The sequence below is a fragment of the uncultured Fibrella sp. genome (genome assembly GCF_964250085.1).
Lineage (GTDB): Bacteria > Bacteroidota > Bacteroidia > Cytophagales > Spirosomataceae > Fibrella.
Genome location: NZ_CAXUEC010000007.1, coordinates 15,164 through 37,392 on the forward strand (window position 1 = coordinate 15,164; position 22,229 = coordinate 37,392).

The 22,229-nt window shown below is 50.6% G+C and carries 23 protein-coding genes; 18 read left to right on the forward strand and 5 right to left on the reverse strand.

What is annotated here, in order from left to right; genetic code table 11:
- Positions 1–60: 60 nt before the first annotated feature.
- The 4 genes from aroC to ACFE8Q_RS20195 all read left to right on the forward strand — a co-directional run bounded on the left by aroC (position 61) and on the right by ACFE8Q_RS20195 (position 3,214).
- Positions 61–1,140 (forward strand): chorismate synthase, encoded by a 1,080-nt coding sequence (gene aroC, locus ACFE8Q_RS20180; RefSeq protein ID WP_375447244.1) that lies wholly within the window; start codon positions 61–63, stop codon positions 1,138–1,140.
- 144 nt (positions 1,141–1,284) lie between these two features.
- Positions 1,285–1,899 carry a bacteriocin fulvocin C-related protein gene (locus ACFE8Q_RS20185; protein WP_375447245.1) on the forward strand — a complete coding sequence of 205 codons (615 nt, stop codon included), beginning with the start codon at positions 1,285–1,287 and terminating at the stop codon, positions 1,897–1,899.
- Between the two features lie 82 nt (positions 1,900–1,981).
- The gene (locus tag ACFE8Q_RS20190; RefSeq protein WP_375447521.1) at positions 1,982–2,335 is read left to right on the forward strand and encodes a DUF1573 domain-containing protein; all 354 of its coding nucleotides are present in this window, start codon (positions 1,982–1,984) and stop codon (positions 2,333–2,335) included.
- 21 nt (positions 2,336–2,356) lie between these two features.
- The gene (locus ACFE8Q_RS20195; RefSeq protein WP_375447246.1) at positions 2,357–3,214 is read left to right on the forward strand and encodes a peroxiredoxin family protein; all 858 of its coding nucleotides are present in this window, start codon (positions 2,357–2,359) and stop codon (positions 3,212–3,214) included.
- 103 nt (positions 3,215–3,317) lie between these two features.
- Here ACFE8Q_RS20195 and ACFE8Q_RS20200 read toward each other — a convergent pair whose 3' ends face one another.
- Positions 3,318–4,019 carry a DUF1080 domain-containing protein gene (locus ACFE8Q_RS20200; protein WP_375447247.1) on the reverse strand — a complete coding sequence of 234 codons (702 nt, stop codon included), beginning with the start codon at positions 4,017–4,019 and terminating at the stop codon, positions 3,318–3,320.
- A 250-nt stretch (positions 4,020–4,269) separates the two neighbouring features.
- Here ACFE8Q_RS20200 and ACFE8Q_RS20205 point away from each other — a divergent pair, with 250 nt between their 5' ends.
- The 4 genes from ACFE8Q_RS20205 (at position 4,270) to ACFE8Q_RS20220 (ending at position 7,004) form a co-directional block, all read left to right on the forward strand.
- Positions 4,270–4,680: a DUF6452 family protein gene (locus ACFE8Q_RS20205; protein ID WP_375447522.1), complete on the forward strand. Its 411-nt coding sequence runs from the start codon at positions 4,270–4,272 to the stop codon at positions 4,678–4,680.
- Positions 4,671–5,366 carry a hypothetical protein gene (locus ACFE8Q_RS20210; protein ID WP_375447248.1) on the forward strand — a complete coding sequence of 232 codons (696 nt, stop codon included), beginning with the start codon at positions 4,671–4,673 and terminating at the stop codon, positions 5,364–5,366. Before ACFE8Q_RS20205 ends, ACFE8Q_RS20210 begins: the two co-directional genes overlap by 10 nt.
- A gap of 68 nt (positions 5,367–5,434) precedes the next feature.
- Positions 5,435–6,325 carry a flavin reductase family protein gene (locus ACFE8Q_RS20215; RefSeq protein ID WP_375447249.1) on the forward strand — a complete coding sequence of 297 codons (891 nt, stop codon included), beginning with the start codon at positions 5,435–5,437 and terminating at the stop codon, positions 6,323–6,325.
- 58 nt (positions 6,326–6,383) lie between these two features.
- Positions 6,384–7,004, forward strand: coding sequence for a DUF4142 domain-containing protein (locus ACFE8Q_RS20220; protein WP_375447250.1), 621 nt, complete (start codon positions 6,384–6,386; stop codon positions 7,002–7,004).
- On the opposite strand, the gene ACFE8Q_RS20225 is transcribed toward ACFE8Q_RS20220, so the two are convergent.
- Entirely contained in the window at positions 7,001–7,516 is a 516-nt protein-coding gene (locus ACFE8Q_RS20225) for a DinB family protein (protein WP_375447251.1), read from the reverse strand. The genes ACFE8Q_RS20220 and ACFE8Q_RS20225 overlap by 4 nt on opposite strands.
- Positions 7,517–7,584: 68 nt before the next feature.
- Positions 7,585–7,962 carry a RidA family protein gene (locus ACFE8Q_RS20230; protein WP_375447252.1) on the reverse strand — a complete coding sequence of 126 codons (378 nt, stop codon included), beginning with the start codon at positions 7,960–7,962 and terminating at the stop codon, positions 7,585–7,587.
- A 184-nt stretch (positions 7,963–8,146) separates the two neighbouring features.
- Between ACFE8Q_RS20230 and msrB the strand changes: the two genes are divergently transcribed.
- The 6 genes from msrB to ACFE8Q_RS20260 all read left to right on the forward strand — a co-directional run bounded on the left by msrB (position 8,147) and on the right by ACFE8Q_RS20260 (position 14,319).
- Positions 8,147–8,653 carry a peptide-methionine (R)-S-oxide reductase MsrB gene (gene msrB, locus ACFE8Q_RS20235; RefSeq protein WP_375447253.1) on the forward strand — a complete coding sequence of 169 codons (507 nt, stop codon included), beginning with the start codon at positions 8,147–8,149 and terminating at the stop codon, positions 8,651–8,653.
- Positions 8,654–8,772: 119 nt separating this feature from the next.
- Positions 8,773–10,548, forward strand: a complete 1,776-nt coding sequence (locus tag ACFE8Q_RS20240; protein ID WP_375447254.1) for an ABC transporter ATP-binding protein — start codon at positions 8,773–8,775, stop codon at positions 10,546–10,548.
- A gap of 403 nt (positions 10,549–10,951) precedes the next feature.
- Entirely contained in the window at positions 10,952–11,284 is a 333-nt protein-coding gene (locus ACFE8Q_RS20245) for a hypothetical protein (protein WP_375447255.1), read from the forward strand.
- Positions 11,285–11,380: 96 nt separating this feature from the next.
- The gene (locus ACFE8Q_RS20250) at positions 11,381–12,265 is read left to right on the forward strand and encodes a carboxypeptidase-like regulatory domain-containing protein (RefSeq protein ID WP_375447256.1); all 885 of its coding nucleotides are present in this window, start codon (positions 11,381–11,383) and stop codon (positions 12,263–12,265) included.
- Between the two features lie 30 nt (positions 12,266–12,295).
- The gene (locus ACFE8Q_RS20255) at positions 12,296–13,210 is read left to right on the forward strand and encodes a carboxypeptidase-like regulatory domain-containing protein (RefSeq protein WP_375447257.1); all 915 of its coding nucleotides are present in this window, start codon (positions 12,296–12,298) and stop codon (positions 13,208–13,210) included.
- A 197-nt stretch (positions 13,211–13,407) separates the two neighbouring features.
- Positions 13,408–14,319, forward strand: coding sequence for a carboxypeptidase-like regulatory domain-containing protein (locus ACFE8Q_RS20260; protein ID WP_375447258.1), 912 nt, complete (start codon positions 13,408–13,410; stop codon positions 14,317–14,319).
- Positions 14,320–14,361: 42 nt separating this feature from the next.
- On the opposite strand, the gene ACFE8Q_RS20265 is transcribed toward ACFE8Q_RS20260, so the two are convergent.
- Positions 14,362–14,499, reverse strand: a complete 138-nt coding sequence (locus ACFE8Q_RS20265) for a hypothetical protein (protein ID WP_375447259.1) — start codon at positions 14,497–14,499, stop codon at positions 14,362–14,364.
- A gap of 326 nt (positions 14,500–14,825) precedes the next feature.
- Between ACFE8Q_RS20265 and ACFE8Q_RS20270 the strand changes: the two genes are divergently transcribed.
- Together ACFE8Q_RS20270 and ACFE8Q_RS20275 are read left to right on the forward strand one after the other, a co-directional pair.
- Positions 14,826–15,923: a hypothetical protein gene (locus ACFE8Q_RS20270; RefSeq protein ID WP_375447260.1), complete on the forward strand. Its 1,098-nt coding sequence runs from the start codon at positions 14,826–14,828 to the stop codon at positions 15,921–15,923.
- 41 nt (positions 15,924–15,964) lie between these two features.
- Positions 15,965–17,086 (forward strand): glycosyltransferase, encoded by a 1,122-nt coding sequence (locus ACFE8Q_RS20275; RefSeq protein ID WP_375447261.1) that lies wholly within the window; start codon positions 15,965–15,967, stop codon positions 17,084–17,086.
- On the opposite strand, the gene ACFE8Q_RS20280 is transcribed toward ACFE8Q_RS20275, so the two are convergent.
- A complete protein-coding gene (locus ACFE8Q_RS20280) occupies positions 17,031–18,266 on the reverse strand; it encodes a hypothetical protein (RefSeq protein ID WP_375447262.1) in 1,236 nt (411 codons plus the stop codon). The genes ACFE8Q_RS20275 and ACFE8Q_RS20280 overlap by 56 nt on opposite strands.
- A gap of 98 nt (positions 18,267–18,364) precedes the next feature.
- Here ACFE8Q_RS20280 and ACFE8Q_RS20285 point away from each other — a divergent pair, with 98 nt between their 5' ends.
- Together ACFE8Q_RS20285 and ACFE8Q_RS20290 are read left to right on the forward strand one after the other, a co-directional pair.
- Entirely contained in the window at positions 18,365–19,303 is a 939-nt protein-coding gene (locus ACFE8Q_RS20285) for a 3-oxoacyl-ACP synthase III family protein (RefSeq protein WP_375447263.1), read from the forward strand.
- Between the two features lie 295 nt (positions 19,304–19,598).
- Complete coding sequence (locus ACFE8Q_RS20290; protein WP_375447264.1) at positions 19,599–22,184, forward strand: substrate-binding domain-containing protein; 2,586 nt, start codon at positions 19,599–19,601, stop codon at positions 22,182–22,184.
- Positions 22,185–22,229 lie beyond the last annotated feature (45 nt).

Here is a 22,229-nt window from a genome sequence, read left to right on the forward strand (position 1 = left end):
ACGTTGATAAGCGGGGCAACAGAAGACGGTAAACAGTAAACAGAAGATACATTCAAAGTAATGAGCAGTACATACGGAACACTCTTCAAAATTACCACCTTCGGTGAGTCGCACGGGGCGGCAATTGGCGTTACCATCGACGGATGTCCGGCGGGGCTGGCCTTCGATACCGATTTCATTCAGGCTGAACTGGACCGCCGCAAACCGGGGCAGTCGCGTATTACCACGCAACGCCGCGAGGCAGACGAGTTCGAGGTGCTTTCGGGCGTGTTTGAGGGCCAGACGCAGGGCACGCCCATTGCGCTCGTTATTCGCAATACCGACCAACGGAGCAAAGACTACGGCCACATTGCCAAACAGTTTCGGCCCAGCCACGCCGACTATACTTACCAAACCAAATACGGCACCCGCGATTACCGGGGCGGTGGTCGTTCGTCGGCGCGGGAAACAGCGGCGCGGGTAGCGGCCGGGGCCGTTGCCAAATTGTTGTTGCAGCACCTGGGCGTAACCATTCAGGCCTACGTATCGCAGGTAGGTAAGCTTAAACTCGAAAAAACTTATCTGGAACTGGATCTGGCCCTGGCTGAAGAAAATGCCGTTCGTTGCCCCGATCCCGAAACAGCCGAACGCATGTTTACCCTGATCGATGAGACGCGTAAAAATGGCGATAGCATTGGTGGCGTTGTCGACTGCGTGATTACTGGTGTGCCAGCCGGGTGGGGCGAACCGGTTTTCGATAAGCTTCATGCCGAACTGGGCAAAGCCATGCTGAGTATTAACGCGGTGAAAGGCTTTGAGTATGGTAGTGGTTTTTCTGGAGCCGAGCTCTATGGATCACAGCATAATGACGAGTTCTACACAGATGAAGCGGGGCAGGTACGTACCCGAACAAACCAGTCGGGGGGTATCCAGGGGGGTATTTCAAACGGAGAGACTATCTATTTCCGTACTGCCTTCAAACCTGTGGCTACCATTATGCAAGATCAAGACAGTGTAGACTCCGACGGTAACCCAGTCATTGTCAGCGGGAAAGGCCGTCATGATCCCTGTGTTGTACCGCGTGCCGTGCCTATTGTAGAGGCAATGGCGGCCCTTGTTTTAGCCGATATGTGGCTGCGCAGCAGGGCGAATAAGCTATAAGTGCACGCAAAATTTTACCGTTCGATAAATAACTCTCATTCTTTTGTTTAGCTAAACTAGGAACCAAGTAACTTAGATGTCGTAAACCGTATACGTTTGTTACAGAATAAGTAAACCTAGTTTAATTGTAAACAGCCCAAGATTATGAGATTTTTACGCATTAAGTTGACAGTCCCCGCCGTGGCCCTCTTTTTAGTGGGTTTATTGGGATGTAACGTTCAGGAGACGACGCCGTCTATGTTGGCGACCGATGGAATCAACCAGGAGCTGGTAAGGGAGGTAGAAGGCATTTCTGACTATCATGCACAGAAAATTGCTTTTACCCAGATGCTGACCAATGAGGAGAAAACCTATTTTTTCAAGAAACGGATTATTGAAAAAATGCAGGATTTACCGTTGACGGTTGAGCAAAAAGATCACCTCAATTTATTGCTCGCCAATGCAACCCCCGATTTATACGTTGCGGGATCGGCAAAAGGCCGAAAAGGAATTGACTTTTTAAACCAGTGGACGATAAAAGGAAAAGCCATTTTCGAGCGGGGAACACTGTACAACATCGTTGGTTCGCTTTCACCAAAAAATGGCGGAAGCGCGATAAACGTGACCGCACCACCATCAACAACAAAGTGTGGTTGTGCCACAACGTCAAACTATTGTGGCGATAGATACGACTGTAATTACATTCCTTCGTGTAAGGTTACAGGCTGTGGTACGTTTTGGGCCTACACCTGCAACGGCTCCTGCGACCTGACTTACTAAATCCACTTTAAATCAGTCTGTTATCAAACCAATACGCATCATGAATTTGTTGAGTACGAGTTGCTACGCCGGCTATTTACTGATGTGTATTGGTTATTTAAGCTGCCAGTCGACCTCTAAAAACACGAAAATAGTTGTAAACGACTATATTGATTTAGGCAGTGTTACGATTGGCGACACGGTAAATTTTTCTATCCCGTTAATCAATCCTACAGACGAATATCTGAAGATTGTCGCAGTAAAAGGAAGCTGTGAATGCATTACAATAAATACTTGCCCCCCCGGTCTGGAACCAACTAAAAACGGCACGATATATGCTACATATAGCAGTAAATTCGAGCGAAAATTAGCGGGTGTATTGTACAAAAGTGTAGTCATAAAATTAGATAAAAAGCCCTTCCTGCATTCGGTCAGCTTACGAGTAGATATTAAATAAGAGTGACTAACCTGGCTTTTCATGAAAAAATACCTGCTCATTGCAGCTTCATCCCTGCTCGTCCTCCTGTGTCTTACACCGCTGGGTTTGGATGACTGGGGTGGGCATCCTGTCAAGTTTAGCGTTGCTAATCTGGTGTATTGCTGCTTCACGTATTATCTTTTGCGCAACACGCCCGATACCCCAAGCAAGCTAAAGGCAATTGCGGCCATAATACTTCCTATTATTTTGATTTTCAGCCCATTACACATACTCCATTTCTACGAAACGCTTTATTCACTGCCAAGTTCAGTGGCTCACCTTATGGGCATAGGCGCTGGTATTGTTCTGACCTGTACGAGCCAGACCATGAAAGCAGCCTTTGTCTCTTCGTTTTTGGTAGCTTCTCTTTGGATGACGCTCATAGGCTATGATTTCTGGGCGAATAAAAGTTACTACGGCACCTATACCGGAGCAGTTAACGAACAGATTACTCCCTTCTCAATGGTAACGGCCAACGGCCAGACGATCTCGTCAGCGTCGATGAGAGGCCGGTATGTCGTTCTGGATTTCTGGAATACGGGTTGCTTCGTTTGCTTCAAAAAATTCCCTCAATTGGAGCAGTATCACACCCAGTACAAGCACAATTCAAAAGTTAAATTTTTCGCCGTCAATGTTCCGCTCTCGCGTGATACGCCGGGACAAGCCGCCAGAATTATTCAGAAAGATGGGTATACGTTTCCCGTTCTCTTAGCCGAAGACAAATCATTAATCTCCCTTTTTAAGGTTAATGCATTTCCGACGGTAATCATCCTTGATCCATCGCAACGGGTTATCTACAGGGGTTTTATTGAGAATATCGACACGCCATTGAGAGAATTGCTGGCCGAGTATAGATAGTCCCCGCAACGTAAAAAAGGGTCGTTCTTTCATCAGTGTGGTTGAAAGAACGACCCTTTTTTACGCATGGCCAGTAAGCAGCTACTGCCAACGTTGGATTTAACTACAATTCTTTGATGCGTACGTTCCGGTACCACACTTTTTCTTTGGGGCTATGGCACTGAAACGCAATATTGCCTTTAGCATGAGGTGTGGCGTAAGGCCATTTAGCAAATTTACTCTTGGCCAGCTTTTCTTTCCAGTCATCACTGCCATACTCGTAATCAACCACTTTTTTACCGTTCAGAAAATGCTCGATATGATTATTGTTGACCACGATGCGGCCTTTGTTCCAGTCACCAATCGGCTTAATCAGGTTCAGGTCGGTAGGTTCATACATGTCGTAGGCCGCTCCAGTTAGCTGGGTTTTCGCCAGTTGAAGCCGCTTTCCGTCCTTGTCGAACCATTCATACCCCCGGTCATCGATCACCTGATATTCGGGGCCCGACATGTAGGTACTCACAATATCAGACCGGTCTTCTACTTTATAGATTACGCCGCTATTGCTGCCTTTGGGCAGCTTGAACTCAAATTCAAGGTCGAAATTCTCGTATTCCTTATCTGATACCAGATCGCCGCCAGACCCGTCGGAGGTCAGTGCTCCGTCTTCCACTGACCAGCCAACTACACCGGTTTTGTGGTAGCTGTGCCAGCCGCTGATAGATTTTCCATCGAAGAGGCTGGTCCATTTGGGTTTGGGCAAAAAGGCCGTGAGAGCGGCCGCGCCTACAAGTATGAGGGTAGCAGATACTAATGACGTTTTCATGGCAAGGCGTTTTCAGTACAAAGGTGGTAATATACGAAACCTCCTATATCACCAGACAATCAACTTTTTGTACGTACTACAACTCTTTTTGTTACTTTGGAATCGTATGTGATATCAGGCTCTGCTAATGATCTCAACGACTATAAAAAAGCATTCTCTTCTGCTGTTACTCTGCCTGCCCGGATTGCTGGCAGGCTGCAAAAAAAACTGTGGTCCGTCGGATGAGCCTCTCCTGAATCTGCACATAAACATGCTGTCAACAAGCCAGCTTACGGAGGTATACGGACTCAACACAACTCCTGGATCGCCAGTAGTGACATTACCACAATCCACATCGGCCCCCAACCGCACTTATTGGCAATTGGGCTTACCGCTAAATTTAAATGCAGACAAAACGCAGTATGTTTTTGTTCGGTCGGGCCAACGTGATACGGTGACCGTTTATTATCGTCGTGTTTTTGCGTATGAGGATACAGAATGTGGGTATACTGTCACGATTTTACCACCGCTCACCAACAACGGCGCTCCCGCCGCAGATTCGTTGGTTGTGAAAACGACAGCGGGAAAGCTCGATCGCGTAGAGTTCACGCCTACTACTACGCGCACTTTCTTCAGCGGAGGTTCGAACACCGGTATAAGAGTTAGTCTACTATGGCTTTAAGAATCAGCCTTCTGTCAATAGCAGCAATGCTGGTATTCCTGCACGGTCAGGCTCAGGATACCATTCCGCTGTATTCGGATGTTCTGGCGAAACAGAAGCGTTCGCTTCGGCCTGAAGTTGGTCTTGATGTGTACCAGTCGCTCTGGTTCATTGGCTCGGCATTCAGTAAAGATTCGCCGGCAACCTACGCCTACCCTATTTCGGTAACGCTTTACCTCCCCACCAACCGTATCGGCAATCAGGAGCGATCCGTATACATCAATACTGGGTACGTTGCCTATGGGGGCACCTCGCAGCGAAACATCTACCAGACCGGTAGCAGCATTCATATTCGGGCGGGGATTGAATTGACGCGTCGCCAATTAATACTCGGCTATGGTGGCCTGGTAACAGGTTGGTCGGGGCAGGGATCGTTTTACTTCAAAGGCCCCACTTTCGGCAATTACCAGGAACCGATTGGTACACTCAAAGGGCTCGCTGTGGCTGCCGAAGCGCATATTGGCGTGGAGCTTCCACTCGGCAGTCGCCTTTCGCTGCGCTCAGTTCTGCGTAGCTCCCTTTTTTACCGCCCCACTACATCTGCTTACGACCTGTTTGCGCCTCATCTATCGGGAATCGACTGGCAAATTCAAAAGCAGCTCGGTATGGGCATAAGTTTGCAGGCAAACCTCATTTTTCGGTTGTAGCCCTCCCCTTTCAGCACCTCGAACCCACCAACCGTAACTTTCCTGCTACGGCCCGCGTTTACGAGAACATGAAAACTATTGCTGCTAACAGCCTGCCTCAACTTGAGTTTTATCGTTACCTGATTGGCGCTGTGGGGCCACGGCCTATTGCTTTTGCCAGTACCATCAGTGAGGAAGGACATGTAAACCTGAGTCCGTTTAGTTTCTTCAATGTCATTGGCTCCAATCCGCCTATGCTGATGCTTTCGCCGAACCTGAACCGGAACGGACATAAGAAACATACCTTGCTCAATCTGGAAGAAACGGGCGAAGTCGTCATCAACATCGTGAATCATGACATGGTGGAGCAGATGTCGCTGTCGAGTGCAGAATTCGATCGCCACGTCAATGAATTTCAGAAAGCTGGCTTTACAGAGGTAGCGTCAGTGCAGGTACGTCCGCCGCGTGTGGCCGAAGCGCCGGCTGCCTTTGAATGCGTTGTGCGCCAGATTATTCCCACGGGCAGCGACCCCGGTGCAGGTACGTTGGTATTGGTTGAGGTAGTGGTGGGTCATTTTCGCGACGACATTTTTACAGACAAGGGGCTGATCGATCCACACAAGATTGATCTGGTTGGGCGGATGGGCGCCGATTGGTACGTGCGGGCCAACGGTGAAGCGCTGTTTGAGGTGGCTCGCCCAAAAGCGGGGATTGGCTACGATGCCCTGCCCGCCGCCCTGCGCGACAGCCGGATTCTGACAGGAAATGATCTGGGCAAATTGGCCAGTGTCGATGCCCTGCCCACGCCCGACGAGGTACGTTCGTATGGGGAAACCCAGGCCCTGCGCGAGTTGGGCGACGAAGCCCGCACGGGTTGCCAGTATTTGCCCGACGTGATGCACCACCGGGCGCATCAGTTGCTGGCTCAACAGAACGTTCGGGAAGCCTGGCTGAGCCTGTTGCTGGTAACCGGTAAATAGTCTTCCAAACAAGTAGGTTTTTGTTGTGTTCTGACGTACAACAACGTTATGAACAACCATGAATAAGTCAACAACCCGTTCTGGCCTGATCGGCATCGGAACAGTAGGCCTGCTGTTAATGGCTGTCAGCATTCTGGCGCTCCTATCGAGTTGCACTAAAGACAGCACAGATAAGGTAGACGAAGCCAACAAGCAGAAAATAGAGAGTCAGTCGGCGGCGATCAGCAAAGATGCCAAGGACGATGCGGTTAAAATGGCCGAAAAAATGGTCGATCTGGCGGGGATGAACATCACCGCCCGCAGCCTGAGCGAGGTAGCCTTGCAACGCGCGACCAACCCGCAAGTGAAGACCTACGCCCGTCGCGTACTCGACGGCAATCGCCAGGCCGACAACGAACTGATGCAACTGGCACGGTCGCTGAACCTGCAATTACCGGCGTCTCTTTCGTCGGAAGGGCAGGATCGGCTGGCTGATTTGAAGAACACTAAAGCCGGTACCGAGTTTGATCTCAAGTTTTTGGATGAGCTGGGTAAAGTGTCGAAGAAATCGGCCAGCGTAGCCGATGACCTGGATGACGACGGCACCACCGAAGCAGTAAAAGCATTCGGCAAAAAGACCCGCAAATCGCTGGAAGCGCAGGAAGACGCAATCAAGCAGTTGTCGAATATTCTGAATTAGTACGCCCGTAGCACCGCAATATGGTGTTGCGTGTGAATCGTGACGAAATACAGCATGTCGCGCACCGAGATCAAGCCCAGGGCCGGGTGCGGAATCTGATAGCGATCCAACTCATTTTCTGACCAGTTTGCTACCTGCTCTGCCAATGCCAGGTACGTGTCGTTGAGCCGGGCAAGCATCGTTGCCTTGTCTTCAGGTACGTCGTCGGGGCGGGGCGATAGATTAACGGGTGCTTTTACACCCTTCCCCAATACCTGCCGGTACAGTTCATCAACCGCTTCGTATGTCCGCGGCAAACCTTCAGCAAACCCCCACTGACCAAACACATCGCGTGGCCCGGCCAGGAGCCGAACTATAGGGCGTGATGACAAAAACAGGTGTTGTGCCGTGTCACCCACCGACCATCGGTTATTTGGTCGATCGGCAAATTCCTCCTCGGATAAATGCGCCGCGTATTCGCTGAATGTACGGGATGACTCCGTTAGTAACGCGCGTATGTCAGGTAGTTGCATAGTTGGTTATGTAACGCGGACTTCAGTCGGGGACGCCCAGTCCGCATTTTTGCCGATTGAAGTCCGCGTTACAATATAGCGGCGGTGGCTTCCAGTTCGAGGCGCAGGCCGTAATGCAACGCGGGTACCGGCACTACGGCACGGGCGGGTTTGTGGTCGCCAAAGAAGGCAGCATACAGGCGGTTGATGTCGCCCCAATCGCCTACATCGGTTACGTAGATACGTACCTGGAGCACCTGATCGGGTGCACTACCAGCGGCCAGTAAGACGGCCCGCAGGTTGTAGAAAACGGCTTCTACCTGTCGGGCTAGTGGTGCGTCGGTAAGGTTTTCGCCGGTTGGCGTTACAGGCAGAATACCGGATACGTAAACCAGGCCGTTATGAACAACAGCAGGAGAGTAATGGCCACCCGCCGGAGCAGCCTTCAAGGCATGAATAAATTGCATCGTTGCGGCCTGTCAGCCAATTGTTTAAGTCACTCAAATATAGGATTTTGGGCGATTAACTGCAGCTACGTAGCTAAACTATCTGTTATTAGACTACGCAGTTGCTGAATCGTCATTTATTGTTTTACGTTTATCGACAACAATTGCTTGCCTGCTGGCAGCATACCGACAAGTTCTTCTCGCCGTGAATTCAAATCGCCTGTTCTTGCTGATTGCTCTTTGCCTGGGGCTGGGCCTTTGGGGGTACGGCCGGTACGTTGCAAAACCCCGTCTGCCACATCGTCGTCCGGCCGGGGTTACCTCACCGGGTAACCGGCGGGTTGAGAAAACCGACGATGCGTGGCAATCGGAGTTGACGCGGGCTCAATACAACGTGATGCGGGGACGCGATACCGAGTGGCCCGGCAGTAGTCCGCTCCTGCACGAGCACCGCCTGGGTACGTTCGCCTGCGTGGGTTGCCATAATCCGCTGTTTTCGTCAGCCACCAAGTTCGAGTCGAATACAGGCTGGCCCAGTTTTTATGCGCCCATTGTGCCGAACGCCGTTTACACCGAACCCGACGGCAACCGCACCGAGGTTCGGTGCGCTGTTTGCGATGCCCACCTCGGCCACGTTTTCGCCGATGGCCCCGCCCCTACCGGCCTCCGTTACTGCCTAAACGGTGTGGCGTTGGCATTCAGAAAAAAGTAGGCAATCGGTAATAGTATGATGATGAGATCATGCCACTATTTTGGGCATTTGATGGTTTCACTGGCAGGCGGGCTTTTTTAAGCTCTGTTCCACCTCTTCAATACGCCAATCAATCTACTATGAAGTTATTATACAGTTACCTAAGTCGCTACTGGGGTCTGCTGGCGCTGGCCCTTGTGCTGGCCTCGATCAACCAGATTTTTTCCCTGCTCGACCCCTACATTTTCCGTAAGATCATTGACCAGTACGTAGTTAAGTCGGGCACGATTCTGAAAGGCACCGACTTTTGGGGCTTCCTGACCGACGGAGCGGGCTGGCTCATTTTGCAGGCGCTGGGCGTGGCTATGGTTAGCCGGATCGCCAAGAATTTTCAGGATTATTACGTCAACGTAATCACGCAGCGGCTGGGGGCCCAACTCTACACCGATGGCCTGCGCCACTCGCTTGAGCTGCCGTATCAGGTATTTGAAGACCAGCGATCGGGCGAGACGCTGGGTATCCTGCAAAAAGTACGGACAGATGTAGAGAAACTCATTCAGTCGTTTGTGAACGTGCTGTTTACATCCATCGTCGGCATCGTGTTTGTGATGTGGTACGCCGCGACCGTTTACTGGCCCATTGCCCCGGCCTACTTTCTGACCATTCCGCTGCTCGGATTTGTGAGTTCGCTGTTGAGCAAGAAGATCAAGGTGGTGCAGAAAAATATTGTAGCTGAAACCACCGCCCTCGCCGGATCGACCACCGAAAGCCTGCGCAACATTGAACTGGTAAAAAGCCTCGGACTGGCCCAACAGGAAACCGAACGGCTGAACGGCACGACAACGAAGATTCTGAAGCTGGAGCTGAAAAAGGTACGCTACATCCGGTCGCTGTCGTTTGTGCAGGGTACATTCGTGAACCTGCTGCGCAACGCCATCATGCTATTGATGCTGTTTCTGGTGGTGCAACAAAAGATCACGGTGGGCGAATTCTTCTCGCTGTTCATCTACTCATTTGCCATTTTCGGGCCGTTGCAGGAACTGGGTAACATCATCAACGTATACCGCGAAACAGAAGCATCGCTGGCCAACTTCCAGCGTATTCTCGATACCCCCCGCGACAAGAAACCGGAACATCCGCAGGCCATTAACCGCATCGAGCAACTTGCTTTTGATGAGGTACGATTCAAACACCTGTCGGCGAACGTACCTGCGCTGGCGGGAATTTCGTTCGATCTGAAAGTGGGCGAAACCATCGCCTTTGTGGGGCCGTCGGGGTCGGGCAAAACCACGCTGGTGAAATTGCTGGTGGGTTTGTATCAACCCATGAGCGGCCAGATTTTGTACAACGGCATTCCGGGTTCCGACATCAATCTGAACGAATTACGGGAGCAGATCGGCTTTGTCACGCAGGATACGCAGCTCTTTGCCGGCACCATCCGCGAAAACCTGAAATTTGTCGCCCCCAACGCTACCGACGACGACTGTCTGAAAGCGCTGCACCAGGCTGCCGCCGACTCGCTGCTGGCCCGCGCTCCTCAGGGCCTCGACACGGTGATTGGCGAAGGCGGTGTGAAAGTATCGGGCGGCGAGAAACAACGCCTGAGCATTGCCCGCGCCCTGTTGCGCCAACCCGCGCTGCTGGTGTTCGACGAAGCCACCTCAGCCCTCGACTCACTGACGGAGGAAGAAATTACCAACACGGTGCGTTCGCTCTCTGAGTCGCGCCAACGGATGACCATCCTGATTGCCCACCGCCTCAGCACGATCCTCCACGCCGACCGCATCTTCGTGCTCGAAAAAGGGCATGTCGTGGAGCAGGGCGGCCATAACGAACTGCTCGAACACAAAGGCCTCTACTATGCTATGTGGCGGCAGCAGATCGGCGAGCGCAAAGAGAAGCTGGTGACGGCATAGGTACGTTACCCTATGTATCGTAAAGAGCCCTCGGCTCGGCCTGTGTTGTAGCGGCGGGTTTCAACCCGCTGAACTGGCAAACCATCCCAAAACGAGTCCCGTCGGGACGGCTCATGTTGGCTGTAAACTACCATGGACCGGGCCGATGGCTCTCCTGGAAACCTATCTGATCGTTGTCGGCGGGTTGAAACCCACCGCTACAACATGGGCCGAGCCGATGGCTCTTGACGGTGTAGGTACGTCGCATCATAGACACATAACGATTACAGCGCATCTTCGATTGGCAATTTTCATATCTAATTGTATTCATTTATTGAGTAAAAATGACTTAATTCGACCGTTGGATAAGTCAAGTCAAAAAAAAAACTACTCATGTATATTTAATTAGCGTCAATTCACATCCGTGAAGAAACAACTAATCAAACGTATCATGAGTAAGCCATTTACAGTATCGTCTTGGCTTTCTAACTGGAAAGCCATCTTATTAACATGTCTGCTTTGCGTGAGCATTGTACGTTCTGCCCAAGCGCAAAAACTTTTTGGCAGTGAAGTTACCGGCGAAGCAGCCGGAAGCTGTGGTGGCTCAGGGGCCTACATTGTCAAAGAGACAACTACCTACTTTTTAGGAATTGCGGTTTCAACATCGTATCAGGTTTACGATGCTAATAACGTCGCTGTGGCCGATGAATGTAATCTGATTGATGCCTACAAAAACCATGTGGGAGGTGCACAATAATCTATTTTTCATTTTTGCCGTACTCTATTTATACTTTTAGAGTACGGCAAAATTTTTATTAGAGCAATGCTTTTTCGTATATTATCATCTGTTATTGTGTACTTCATTTTAGGTATAGCAAATCTTTTTGCCCAACCGGTGCATCTACATGTAAATATTAAAGACGCAGCGACACAAAGGCCATTAGCTTACGCGACGGTATACAGTGCAAAAATGCAGACGGGCATTTACTCAACCGAGAATGGATTAGTTGAATGGACATTAGACGCTAGTGATACAGTTACTGTCTCATTTCTATCCTATCAGACTCAAAAGATTGTAGTTAGTGTGCTCCGAGAAGCCAACGAGATATTGTTGAAGGAAACGCCCCTCTCACTAGATGAAGTAGTAATCAAAAGCTCCTCAAAGCGCAAGAACATATACAGAATCGGATTCTATGATGACGATACAGAGTTTGACGCATGGGGCGTAGGAATTGGTTGTATCGCAGTCAATAATATCGCTAATAACACAGGCAAAATAGGCTATTTAAAAACCCTTTTTATTGATTCAGGCAAAGCAAAAAAACAGCCTCATCGCGCATTAGCAAGAGTTCGTATTTATGCATCAGACGGTATAAGAAAAAGCCCGGGAAGAGACTTATTAAATCAAAATATAATTTTTGACATTCCGCGATTCGCAACCCATGTTCAAGTCGATTTGTCGCCATATACTATTATTTTTCCATTAGAAGGCTTGTTTATTGGATTTGAGTTTTTAGGGTTTGACACAAAAAAAGGGTTAGTGACTGATTGGAAACTTCAAACTGGTGCTAATGTGACATCTACAAAACGTGATGACTACAGATCGGTTGGTTCTAGCTGGCGTTTTCGAGATACGATGGCCAGGCCCGTTTGGATGAATATTACAGACAACCCAGAGCACAAAGGCTGGAACAAGATCTTGTTCAAAATCGGGGCGGAGGTTGAAACCGTAGAGTAGCTTTGCGCCTAAATCGATCCAAGGCCATTCATGAACCACTGCGCTTCCCTGCTCCTATTGTGGCTGCTCATCCTTCAGGTGAGGGCAGCAAGTGCCCAACCGGTTTCTCTTCACCTCACCATCAGAAATGTCACCACCAAACAACCGCTGGCCTACGCGACGGTGTACAGCGCAAAAATGCACACAGGTATTTACTCAGATGAATCTGGAAAAATAGAATGGACATTAGATGCTAGCGATACCATCACGATATCATTTTTATCCTATGAAACGCAGAAAATAGCTGTTCAAGCTATATCAACCGCTCATGATATATTACTCAAGGAAGCAACTTATGGTCTTAAGCCATTGGAAGTTAAGGCATCAAAGAAGCGAAATAAAACATATCGTATCGGCTTTTATGATGACCCAACGAATTTTGACAGGTGGGGTGTGGCCATCGGAAGCGTGGCAGCTAATTTTATATCGAATAACACTCAAATGTCTGGGCATTTAAAAACATTGTTAGTCGACTTAGGCAAAGCTAGTAAGCAGGCACACCGAGCTAAAGCAAGGGTGCGTATATATGCAGCAGCCAACCCCACAAAAGGCCCAGGTAGAGATATTTTAAATGAGAATATTATTTTTATTATTCCACGCTTCGCTAGAACTCAAAAGATTGATTTAACGCCATATAATATCATATTTTCTTCCGAAGGTTTATTCATTGGTATCGAATTCTTAGGTTTCGACACAAAGGAAGGTCAAAAAAATGCTTGGAATCTACAAACAGGCGCAAACATAACATCTACAAAAAGAGATGATTACAAGTCTGTTGGATCGAGTTGGCGTTTTCCAGATACAAACGACAAACCCCGCTGGATTAACCTTACTGATGGCTCAAAACATAAAGCTTGGGAAAGAACTCTTTATAAAATAGGAGCCGAGGTTGAAGCTGTGGAATAGAGTTTTCAGCCGGTCGGCGAACGCAAAGCCATGATGGCGGTGTAGGTACGTTGCTATACTTACTTATTTGTAACTAACTTGCTCACGCGGGCTGGTTGTTGCCGTTCCGGTAACAGCCAGCCCGTCTGTCGTTTACGGCAACGTACCTACCGATCATCAACTGCCAATCAGCACTGCGTATGGTTGGCCCTTTTAGCATGAGACTACTGCGGTTTTCATTACTGCTGAGCGGCTCCCTTGCCAGTACACTGGCCACCGCTCAGCCCGTGCCGATTCAGGCTACCGTTAGAAACGCCAACACCAAACAACCGCTGGCCTACGCGACGGTATACAGTGCTCAAATGCACACAGGTACGTACTCTGACGAAAATGGCCACGTTGCCCTGAAACTTGATGCCAGCGATACCATCACGGTTTCGTTTCTTTCTTTCGAAATCAGACGAATACCAGTTAGTAAACTGGTGGGCGTTGGCGAGATCTTACTCAACGAAGCGGCCGTAACCCTTGATACTATCGCTGTCAAGTCAACTAAAAAACGGCGAAAAACATACCGGATCGGTTTTTATGATGACGATACAGATTTCGATGCGTGGGGGTTGGGCATTGGTTATATAGCTACTAATTATATACTCAACAATACAGAAAAAACCGGTTATTTAAACTCGCTTTTGGTCGACTTAGGTAAAGCCAGCAATCAGGTTCACCGGGCAAAAGCGCGGGTTCGTATCTATGGAGCAGATAACCCCAGACAAGGACCAGGACGCGATATGCTAAATGAGAACATCGTCTTTGACATACCCCGATTCGCTACACATCAAAAAATAGACCTTACCCCTTTTCATATCAAATTCCCGCTCGAAGGCCTTTTCATTGGCATAGAATTCCTCGGATTTGAAACAAAAGAGGGCTTCAATCAGGACTGGAAGCAACAAACGGGCGGACGTATCACCTCGACCAAACGAGAAGATTACAGGTCAGTAGGTTATAGCTGGTTGTACACAATACGATCAAGAGGGTATCGCTGGGTTTGTATATCGGATGCATCCACAGAGAGAGGCTGGAAGAAGATACTTTTCAAGATCGGCGCTGACGTATCTACTGACGAGTAGCGACCTGTATTGTGCCCTGTGACGGCAACAAATCGGCGAATGTTAAGAAAGCGCAGGTACGTTGCCGATGTTATCAGGCGCAATCCAAAGAGCCCTCGGCTCGGCCCATGTTGTAGCGGCGGGTTTCAACCCGCTGAACTGGCAAACCATCCCAAAACGAGTCCCGTCGGGACGGCTCATGTTGGCTGTAAACTACCATGGACCGGGCCGATGGCTCTCCTGGAAACCTATCTGATCGTTGTCGGCGGGTTGAAACCCACCGCTACAACATGGGCCGAGCCGATGGCTCTTTGGCATCGCAATGACCAACTTGTCAACTGCCAATCCACATCGTGTATGGGCGCTTCCAGCACGACGCCACCGCAGTTGGCCCGCCTAGCACGTTTGGCCCTGTTTTCGTGTTTATTAAGTGATGCCGAATCCTGGAAATAGCCTTCCCTCGCTTCGGTAACAAACACGTAGTTGAGCCACTTTCCGAAGCGGAGGTTTCGGTGTATAACCAATCAATGAAGCTATTCTTCCGGCTGTTGCCGCTTTCTCTATGTCTGCTGTTGGCAGCGGGGTTTGGTCCTGCCACGTTGCCCGATTATGCCGTTATTACCCTTCAGCCCGAAACACTATCCTTTACACCAACCGAATATTACATCGAAAGTGTCCAGGACAAACGGACCCAGCGCGATGCCTTTGCCAGCCTGATCCTCCGCCCTGACAAACCAACTGTACCTGTCGACCTCGACGGGGGCACGGCACCAGCTATTTATCGCTATATCGCCCGAAGCCTGAAACAGAACCGTTCCCTTCGCCCCATTGTGTTGCGTATTACGGTGGGTAACCTTACCGAAACGGCGGGACCAAAAGGAGCAATCAACGGTCGGCTGAATCTCTCCCTTGCCTTCGATGTCAAGCGTGAAGACGAGCAGCTTTCCCTGGTTACCTATCAGGGAAATGCCCGGTATCAGCGGCCACCGGGGCAAACGCAGGTTATCGAAAAAGTGATTCGGCAGAGCGTAAACGAAGGCCTCCGGTTTCTGAATAATTTCATGAATAAGGAATCAGGCAACGTACCTGTGCTGGCCAGTAAAATTTCGGTCACCTTCGATAACGTGACCACCCGCACGTCGGCCAGCAGCGATACCGTTTTTTATGACCCCGACCGGCCACTAACCTGGGACGATTTTCGGGCACCGCCCCCGGCCGCCAATCGGTATGCCGCCCAGATCATGCCCGGCGTGGCGTATGAAGGCCACAGCGACATCGAAAAAGGCAACATCCATGTGAAGCTGAAGTTGAAAGTGTTTATGCTCAAAAGCCAGTCGTGGGTGAAGCCCGTTGGCCATAACGACTATGCGCTGAACCACGAGCAACGCCACTTCGACATTTCGCGGTTGGCAATGGAAGATTTCCGGAAGCGGGTCAACCCGGATAGCCTGTCGCTGAACGACTACAACAGTAATATTCAGTACCAATATATCGATACGTACCGGGCGTTGAGCCTGCGGCAACAGCAGTATGACGACGAAACAAACCACGGCATTAACCAGACAGCACAAGCCCGCTGGAACACCCAGATTGATGCTGAGTTGCGTACTTTTGGCTTAAAGTGACCGTCATTGGCCATTGATCAATGACCATTAATGCCTACGTAATGCCCATTAGAGTACTGCACGTTACCACCGCCCATCGCCCCCATGACCCACGCATTGTCTACAAGCAATGCCCCGCCCTGGCGGCGCACTACGAGGTGTGGTGCGCCATTCCCGACGCCGACCCGACCGTAGCTCCCAACGTACAGTTCATCAGCCTCCCCTACTACGAGCAGGTAATCTGGCGCATCCTGCTCACCTGCCCCCTGATTGTGTGGCGATGCTGGCAACTACGGCCCGACGTAGTGCATTTCTACGTACCTGAGTTTATTCCATTTGCTTTCCTCTTTCGTCTGCGCGGTGCCCGGCTTGTCTACGAGGTGCAGGAAAACCTGTTCAAGAAGTTGCATCTGAAGGCTAAAAACCGGGGCTGGCTGCTCGAAAAAGCATTTGCTACGTTAGACCAATTAGCCCGCCGATACTGCTACTGCATTTTCACCGAACACGGCTATTTAACTACCTACACCAACCTGCAAAAGCCGTCGGTGGTGATTTATAATTATGCGTCGCTGCCTTTGCTGGAGCCGTTTCGCAGGCCGTATCTCCCCCGCAAACAGCCGCACGCCTTCTTCTATATTGGCTGGCTAAGTATGGAACGGGCCGTCGATACGCTGTTGGCTGCGTTTGCCAAACTAAAAGGTCAACACGTTGATTTCTTCGTCCATCTATTTGGCAGACAAACCTTTACGCAGGCGGTGCTCGACGCCAATGTTGACTATCAGCAGGTACGTACCCAGCTTCATTTTTATGGCTACACCGATCAAAAAACGGCGCTTCAGTATGCAGAAGGCGCGGTGGCCGGACTGGCACTCCTGAAACCAATCGGCGACTATCCTGAATCGTACACGACCAAACTGTTTGAATACATGGCACTGGGATTACCCGTTATCACCGCTGATTTTCCACTGTATAAAGACGTGGTAGAGCGCCATAAGTGCGGGTTCTGCGTTGACCCCTACAGTGCCGATGCCGTTACCAGCGCGCTAACGTACCTGATCGATCATCCCGACGAGGCCGCGCAAATGGGCAGTCGAGGCCGCAACGCCGTTGTTCAGCACTACAATTGGGCTACCGAAGCCGCCAAACTGCTGGCCTTTTATGACCAGGTGCTACAAACGCCATAATCAGCAACAGGTAGGCCCCATACATATAGGCCGGAATGGGTGGGTAATACAAGGTGAACGTACCCACCGTAACCAGCACCGCCACGACGAAAAGATAGCGGCGTCTCCACAGGAGCCAGCCAAGCACCAACAGCCCCAGCGCAGAAAGCGTATAGTTGAGTCCGTCACCGCCGCCAGCTACGTAACCGGCAGAGAAAGCCAGTAGCGTGTTCAGCAAGGCATTCCTGATAAACAGCGAAGGTGCCCGATGCCAGAGAGTTTGCACATCTGCCTTCAACACGGCTGTCAGTTGTTTTTCCTGCGCCGGATCTGAACCGCCATATTGATAGGTATGACCCGTTCGAGCTTTGTACAGGTCATAAATGGCCACATCTGACAGGTTGTTCATATATGGGTTCCGATACGCTGCTATGCCCACATACACGGGTCGCCAGGGTGCCGATTGTACAGGCCTGTACAGCGTAACAGCCACAAAAACGGCCAGTGAAGCGGTTACCATCAGCAACCCAATCTGTCGATGATAAACCCAGAAGCAGCCTAGCCCCAGCAAGGCGCCCATCATAGAAGGCCGAACCAAAAAAAGCGACCCGAGCAGTGGACCAAGCCACAGCCCCGCCCAACCTGTAGCCCGCCAGCCCAGGTACGTACCTACGAGAAGAAAACTGGGTATAACCTGCCAGAAATAATAGAAATCATACGTAACGTACCTGACGACAAACGGATTGCAGGCATAACCGAGTAGAAAGGCAGCGCGCCGCCAGCCGGTTGGCAGTAGCCATAACAGCCACAAGCATAGGCTAACATGGGTGGCAGTCTGGAGCATGATGATGGCGTGCGCATCACCACCAAACGGCCATAGGCGCCTTGCCAGCGCGCAGAAATAACCGTAGCCAATCTGCATAAACACATACTCCGTACGTTGGGAAACAGGACTACGATGAAACCGGTAATCGACCTGCTGGCCGACGGGTAATCGATCAAACAGGTTAATTTCTGTGGTATCGACCAGAAACCGCCCGGAGGTGTCCAGGTTGGCGGCCATGGAGAAATAAGCCCCGCGCCACTGCGCTGCCTGATGGGTCTGCGCGCGAAATATCCAGCAGGCACCGACCAGCAGAACGGCGTAAAAGAGCAATGGCAGCCAGCCATTCAGTTGATTATGGGCATTATTTTTAGTCATTATTGCATTATACCAATTATAACTACTACGTCTTCCCGGAAGATTTTAACTTTCGGGATATTTTCAGTTGTTCTCTTCGAAGCCAAGTTAACCGGCACATGTTTATTCACGCAGTCAGTCACTATTTGCCTGAGCAAATAGTAGGCAATGACCATTTTACACAACTCAACGGACTCTCCGACGAGTGGATTACTACCCGGACCGGTATTAGTGAACGGCGTAAGGCAAGCCCGGATGAAAATACCAACACCATGTCGATTGATGTTGTGGATCGCCTGCAGGCGAAAACCGATCTCTCAACCGTCGACCTGATCGTGGGCGCAACATACACGCCTCATGATACCATTGTAACGCTGGCCCATGCTATTCAGCACCATCTCAATATTGCCGATATTCCGACTGTTTCCGTTTCGTCGGCCTGTTCGTCGCTGCTCAACGCCATCGAGATCGTTGAAGGCTACTTCGCGCTGAACAAAGCCAGCCGGGCGCTGGTAGTCGTTACTGAACACAATACGGCTTATTACAACGAAGAAGATACCGTGTCGGGGCACCTTTGGGGCGACGGCGCGGCGGCACTACTCATTACCAAAGAACGCCAGTCTGACGGTGATTTCACCATCAAAGGCCTGCTAACCGGCGGTGCTGCCCACGCTGGCAAAGCCGTTGAAGCGGTGGTGTTACAGCCGCTTGTGAAAGGTGTAATCATGCCGTATGGCCGCGACGTATTTCAGAATGCCTGCATCTACATGCCCAAAGCCAGCCTCCAGATTCTGGCGCGCCACGACCTGACGGCCGCCGATGTCGACTATGTACTGCCGCACCAGGCCAATCTTCGTATCAGCCGCAACGTGATGCAGACCCTGGGTTTGCCCGAAGAAAAGTTACTCTCCAACATCCAGTATCTGGGCAATACGGGTTGCGCGGGTTGTGCCATCGCCCTGTCTGAACATTGGAATTCGTTTAAAAAAGGCGAACGCATCGTTGTCACGGTGTTTGGCGGCGGCTACTCCTACGGCGCTATGCTCATCGAGGTATAGCTAGGCACATTGCTTATCTGTCTATTGTTAAATTTAACGTATAATAAATTATATTTAGGCACTATAAGAGATACCCGCTGCATTCATGAATCGTCCGTTCACCAGGTTAGCTGTCCATCGCTTTTCGTGCCTGAGTGACTGTGTTTCTGGCCGAAAACGAGTGGGATATTCTGTGCTTAGCGTGCTCTTTCTTTGGTTAAGTAGCTGTCAGCCAGTTACATCACCCAAAAAATATCGCATTGGCTTTTCGCAGCGCACCGGGGCAGATACCTGGCGTAAAACAATGCTGGCCGGTATGAATCGGGAGTTATCGTTCAACCCCGATATTGAGTTTCTGCTGAAAGATGCCGGCGGACAGAGCGAACAACAGGTGAAACAGATTCAGGAATTGATCGATCAGCGGGTCGATTTGCTGATTGTTTCGCCAAACGCGGCCCGACCCATCACGCCCATTGTTGAAAAAGCGTACCAGCAGGGCATTCCCGTTATTATTCTTGACCGGCGCACCGACTCAGACCTGTACACTGCTTACGTTGGTGCCGACAATGTAGAGGTGGGCCAGAATGCCGGCTTATACGCCAATCAGTTGCTGAAGGGAACGGGCAATGTCGTCGAGATTGGCGAATCGCCGGGCTCATCGGCCGATATTGACCGGCATCGTGGGTTTATGAACGCCATTGGTAGCCATCCGGGTATTCGGCTGCTTGCCAAATTGGAAGGCGACTGGGATAAACGTTCTTTCGCCGATAAACTCACCGCGTTACTCACCAACAAACCGGCGGTTCAACTCATTTTTGCCCAGAATGACCGCACCGCCCTCAAAGCCTACAACGTATGTCGAAAACTAGGGCTAGACAAGCAGGTAAAGATCATCGGTGTCGATGGCTTACCCGGCCAAAACGAAGGCATCGACCTGGTTGACCGGGATATTCTGAGTGCCACCGTGTTGTACCCGACGGGAGGTAAAGAGGCGATCCGTACGGCCATGGCTATTCTGAAGAAGCAGCCGTTCAAACGGGAAAACAGGTTACCAATTACGCTCATCGACTCGTCGAATGTGCGTACCATGAAACTTCAGAACGAGAAAATAGTGGAGCAGCAGGTCGATATTGAGAAGCAGCAGCAGCGCATCAACGACCTGAACCTGATTTATACCTCTCAGAAAAACACGCTTTATTTTACCCTGGCCAGCCTGCTGGTGGCCATGACGCTGGGTGGCTGGGCACTGTACCTGTATCGGTCCAAGCAGGCGGCTTACCAAACTCTGGAACGGCAGAATCAGGAGATTTTAGACCAGAAAGAGCGAATCGAAATGGTGTCGGCGCAGGCCCGGCTGGCAACGGAAGAGAAGCTACGCTTCTACTCCTACATATCGCACGAGTTCAACACCCCGCTCAGCCTGATTTTAACGCCGACGGAAGACCTGCTCAATAAGAAAACAGTTACGCCGTACGACCTGAAAAGCAATTTGCTACTGGTTCAGAAAAATGCGTATCGGCTCCTCAGGCTGGTCGATCAGATGCTGGACCTGCGCAAGACAGATGCAGGCAAGCAACGCCTTCGCACCGCCGAGCAGGACCTGATTGCCTTCATTCAGGATATTGTTCAGGACTTTATTCCCAAGGCCAGAAAACAGCGCATCGACCTACAGCTTATGACAACAGAGACCAACGTACCTGTCTGGTTCGATGGTGAAAAGCTGGATAAAGTCTTTGTCAACCTGCTCTCCAACGCCTTTAAATACACGCCCGGCGGCGGCCTGATTCACGTGATCCTCAACGTGCTTGAGGGGCAGGTGCAGATTCGGGTGCAGGATAATGGTGAAGGTATGACGCCCGACGAACAGGCCCACGCCTTCGATCTGTTTTACAGCGGCACCAAACCGTTTAACTTGTCGAAAGGGCTCGGTTTGGCTTTGTCAATGGAATTTATTCAGCTTCATCAGGGCGAACTCACCGTTCAATCTGCACCAGGCGAAGGCACAACGTTTACCATACTCCTACCGTTGGGTACTCAGCATTTAACGGCGGAAGAGATGACTGGCTCGTCAACCCGGCAACAACTGGCCGTCGATCTGGACGATGAGTATGTGGTGGATATACCCGCCCTAGCGAGCAAAAAACTGGGTACGTTGCTGGTTGTTGAAGACAACGATGATCTCCGCTCTTTTCTAAGCACACGCCTGAGTTACGAGTTCGATGTACTGGCCGAAGCTTCTGGCGAAAAAGGCTGGGAACGTACCCTTGAAACTATTCCCGACCTGATTATCAGCGACATTATGCTACCGGGCATGGATGGACTGCAACTAACCCAGCGCATAAAAACCGACCTTCGCACCTCCCATATTCCGGTTATTCTGTTGACAGCCAAAGCCCAGATGCAACATCGGATCGAAGGCACACGCGTTGGCGCAGACGCTTACATCACAAAGCCATTCAACACCCAGTATCTGCTTGAAACGATGCGCACTACCCTGGCTAATCGGGAAAAGTGGCAACGGCGATACGCCTCCGATTTTCTGTCGCAATCGGGTGCCGGGGGAAACCGGCAGGACAAAAAATTTCTGAATGAACTAACCGCCCTTATTGAGCAACATCTGGGCGATCCCGCCTTTGGGGTCGAAAAGCTGAGTCGTGAGATGGGTCTTTCGCGGGTGCAGCTTTACCGAAAAGTACAGGCCTTGCTCGATATGAACGTGATGGATTACCTGACCGAAGTACGGCTGAAACGCGCCAAGCATCTGCTCCGCGAAACCAGCAAGCCAATGGCTGAAATTGCCGATGAAACAGGCTTCAGTTCAGCCGCTTACTTCACGACATTCTTCAAACAGCATACCCAGAAAACGCCGTCTGAATACCGCAAATCGCCGGTGAAGGCGTAAGCTGATAGGCAGGGCGGTCTTATGCTGTAGGCGGCTTCACAATGT

Excerpts from the sequence above, each read along its gene's own strand:
- ACFE8Q_RS20210 (WP_375447248.1), top strand. The coding sequence starts at position 4,671 with ATGGCTTTAAGAATCAGCCTTCTGTCAATAGCAGCAATGCTGGTATTC.
- ACFE8Q_RS20255 (WP_375447257.1), top strand. The coding sequence starts at position 12,296 with ATGAACCACTGCGCTTCCCTGCTCCTATTGTGGCTGCTCATCCTTCAG.
- ACFE8Q_RS20205 (WP_375447522.1), top strand. The coding sequence starts at position 4,270 with ATGCTGTCAACAAGCCAGCTTACGGAGGTATACGGACTCAACACAACT.
- ACFE8Q_RS20190 (WP_375447521.1), top strand. The coding sequence starts at position 1,982 with ATGTGTATTGGTTATTTAAGCTGCCAGTCGACCTCTAAAAACACGAAA.
- ACFE8Q_RS20185 (WP_375447245.1), top strand. The coding sequence starts at position 1,285 with ATGAGATTTTTACGCATTAAGTTGACAGTCCCCGCCGTGGCCCTCTTT.
- ACFE8Q_RS20195 (WP_375447246.1), top strand. The coding sequence starts at position 2,357 with ATGAAAAAATACCTGCTCATTGCAGCTTCATCCCTGCTCGTCCTCCTG.
- ACFE8Q_RS20280 (WP_375447262.1), bottom strand. The coding sequence starts at position 18,266 with ATGACTAAAAATAATGCCCATAATCAACTGAATGGCTGGCTGCCATTG.
- ACFE8Q_RS20260 (WP_375447258.1), top strand. The coding sequence starts at position 13,408 with ATGAGACTACTGCGGTTTTCATTACTGCTGAGCGGCTCCCTTGCCAGT.
- ACFE8Q_RS20215 (WP_375447249.1), top strand. The coding sequence starts at position 5,435 with ATGAAAACTATTGCTGCTAACAGCCTGCCTCAACTTGAGTTTTATCGT.
- ACFE8Q_RS20265 (WP_375447259.1), bottom strand. The coding sequence starts at position 14,499 with ATGAGCCGTCCCGACGGGACTCGTTTTGGGATGGTTTGCCAGTTCAGC.
- ACFE8Q_RS20240 (WP_375447254.1), top strand. The coding sequence starts at position 8,773 with ATGAAGTTATTATACAGTTACCTAAGTCGCTACTGGGGTCTGCTGGCG.
- ACFE8Q_RS20285 (WP_375447263.1), top strand. The coding sequence starts at position 18,365 with ATGTTTATTCACGCAGTCAGTCACTATTTGCCTGAGCAAATAGTAGGC.
- aroC (WP_375447244.1), top strand. The coding sequence starts at position 61 with ATGAGCAGTACATACGGAACACTCTTCAAAATTACCACCTTCGGTGAG.
- ACFE8Q_RS20290 (WP_375447264.1), top strand. The coding sequence starts at position 19,599 with ATGAATCGGGAGTTATCGTTCAACCCCGATATTGAGTTTCTGCTGAAA.
- ACFE8Q_RS20220 (WP_375447250.1), top strand. The coding sequence starts at position 6,384 with ATGAATAAGTCAACAACCCGTTCTGGCCTGATCGGCATCGGAACAGTA.
- ACFE8Q_RS20230 (WP_375447252.1), bottom strand. The coding sequence starts at position 7,962 with ATGCAATTTATTCATGCCTTGAAGGCTGCTCCGGCGGGTGGCCATTAC.
- ACFE8Q_RS20275 (WP_375447261.1), top strand. The coding sequence starts at position 15,965 with ATGCCCATTAGAGTACTGCACGTTACCACCGCCCATCGCCCCCATGAC.
- ACFE8Q_RS20270 (WP_375447260.1), top strand. The coding sequence starts at position 14,826 with ATGAAGCTATTCTTCCGGCTGTTGCCGCTTTCTCTATGTCTGCTGTTG.
- ACFE8Q_RS20200 (WP_375447247.1), bottom strand. The coding sequence starts at position 4,019 with ATGAAAACGTCATTAGTATCTGCTACCCTCATACTTGTAGGCGCGGCC.
- ACFE8Q_RS20225 (WP_375447251.1), bottom strand. The coding sequence starts at position 7,516 with ATGCAACTACCTGACATACGCGCGTTACTAACGGAGTCATCCCGTACA.